Here is a 2,709-nt window from a genome sequence, read left to right as displayed (position 1 = left end):
CCCGACCGGTCCAACGGGAGCAATAGGTCCAAGAGGATTAACTGGTCCGACAGGTTCAATCGGAGCAACTGGAAGCACAGGTCCGACCGGTCTAACGGGAACAATAGGTCCAAGAGGATTAACTGGTCCAACTGGAGCAACAGGAGTAACAGGAGTAACAGGCTCAACAGGTCCTGTGGGTAATACCGGTGCGTCAACTGGAGCCACCGGAACTACTGGAGCCACCGGAGTAACAGGAGCCACCGGAGTAACAGGAGCCACCGGAGAAACCGGAAATACGGGAGCCACCGGAGTAACGGGAACTACCGGAGCCATCGGAACTACAGGGGAAACCGGAACTACCGGAGCCACCGGAACTACCGGAGCCACCGGAGTAACAGGAGCCACCGGAGTAACGGGAACTACCGGAGAAACCGGAACTACCGGAGCCACCGGAACTACCGGAGAAACTGGAACTACCGGAGCAACCGGAACTACCGGAGCCACCGGAGTAACGGGAACTACCGGAGAAACCGGAAATACGGGGGCCACCGGAGTAACGGGAGCCACCGGAAGTACTGGAGCCACCGGAAGTACTGGAGCCACCGGAAGTACTGGAGCCACCGGAACCACTGGAGCCACCGGAGAAACCGGAGCCACCGGAGCCACAGGAACTACCGGAGCAACCGGAACTACCGGAGCCACGGGAGCCACCGGAGAAACTGGAACTACTGGAGCCATCGGAACTACCGGAGCCACGGGAGCCACCGGAGAAACTGGAACTACTGGAGCAACCGGAACTACCGGAGCCACCGGAGTAACGGGAACTACCGGAGAAACCGGAAATACGGGGGCCACCGGAGTAACGGGAGCCACTGGAACTACAGGGGAAACCGGAAGTACTGGAGCCATCGGAAGTACTGGAGCCACCGGAAGTACTGGAGCCACCGGAACCACTGGAGCCACGGGAGCCACCGGAGCCACCGGAGCCACCGGAACTACCGGAGCCACCGGAGAAACTGGAGCCGCCGGAGCCACTGGAGTAACGGGAGCCACTGGAGTAACGGGATCCACTGGAGTAACGGGAGCCACCGGAGCCACCGGAACTACCGGAACTACCGGAACTACCGGAACTACCGGAGCCACCGGAACTACCGGAGCCACGGGAGCCACCGGAGAAACTGGAACTACCGGAACTACCGGAGCCACCGGAACTACCGGAGCCACGGGAGCCACTGGAGAAACTGGAACTACCGGAGCCACCGGAACTACCGGAGCCACCGGAGTAACGGGAACTACCGGAGAAACCGGAAATACGGGAGCCACCGGAGTAACGGGAACTACCGGAGCCACCGGAGTAACGGGAGCCACTGGAACCACCGGAGTCACCGGAATCACGGGAGCCACCGGAACTACAGGGGAAACCGGAAGTACTGGAGCCACCGGAAGTACTGGAGCCACCGGAACCACTGGAGCCACCGGAACCACTGGAGCCACCGGAAAAACCGGAAATACGGGAGCCACCGGAGAAACCGGAACTACCGGAACTACCGGAACTACCGGAACTACCGGAACTACCGGAGCCACCGGAGAAACCGGAAATACGGGAGCCATCGGAGTAACGGGAGCCACTGGAGCCACTGGAACCACCGGAGTCACCGGAATCACGGGAGCCACCGGAGAAACCGGAACTACCGGAGCCACCGGAAGTACTGGAGCCACCGGAAGTACTGGAGTCACCGGAACCACTGGAGCCACCGGAGAAACCGGAACTACCGGAGCCACTGGAGCCACTGGAGCCACTGGAGCCACTGGAGTCACCGGAACCACTGGAGCCACTGGAGTGACCGGGAGTACGGGCGTGACGGGAAGCACCGGTGCAGCCGGAGCAGATGGAGTGACCGGAAGTACGGGAACAACGGGAAGCACCGGTGCAGCTGGAGCGGATGGAGTGACGGGAGCCACCGGAGCCACCGGAAGTACAGGAGCCACCGGAGCCACCGGAACCACCGGAACCACCGGAAGTACAGGAGCCACCGGAGCCACCGGAACTACAGGAGAAACTGGAGCCACCGGAACTACAGGGGAAACTGGAGCCACCGGAGCCACCGGAAGTACTGGAGCCACCGGAAGTACTGGAGTCACCGGAACCACTGGAGCCACCGGAGAAACCGGAACTACCGGAGCCACCGGAGCCACTGGAGTGACCGGAAGTACGGGAACGACGGGAAGCACCGGTGCAGCTGGAGCGGATGGAGTGACGGGAGCCGCCGGAGTGACCGGAAGTACAGGAACGACGGGAAGCACCGGTGCAGCTGGAGCGGATGGAGTGACGGGAGCCACCGGAGTGACCGGAAGTACGGGAACGACGGGAAGCACCGGTGCAGCTGGAGCGGATGGAGTGACGGGAGCCACCGGAGTGACCGGAAGTACGGGAACGACGGGAAGCACCGGTGCAGCTGGAGCGGATGGAGTGACGGGAGCCACTGGAGTGACCGGAAGTACGGGAATGACGGGAAGCACCGGTGCAGCCGGAGCAGATGGAGTGACGGGAAGCACAGGATCCACCGGAGCCACGGGAGTGACTGGAGCGACTGGAAGCACCGGAATAGCCGGAAGCATAGGAGTCACCGGAAATACAGGAAGTACGGGGGCGACTGGAGCGATCGGAAGCACCGGAACAGCCGGAAGTATAGGAGCCACTGGAAGCACCGGAAGTACGGGAAGTAC

1 protein-coding gene is annotated in these 2,709 nt (G+C 62.2%); it reads left to right on the top strand.

Going from position 1 to position 2,709, the window contains the following annotated elements:
* A partial coding sequence (locus AC5WOF_RS19370) for a collagen-like protein (protein WP_496051587.1) occupies nt 1–2,709 on the top strand: 2,709 nt, incomplete at both ends.

It is taken from the genome of Shimazuella sp. NTD250, assembly GCF_059510375.1.
This window is presented reverse-complemented; position numbering and strand designations above follow the sequence as displayed.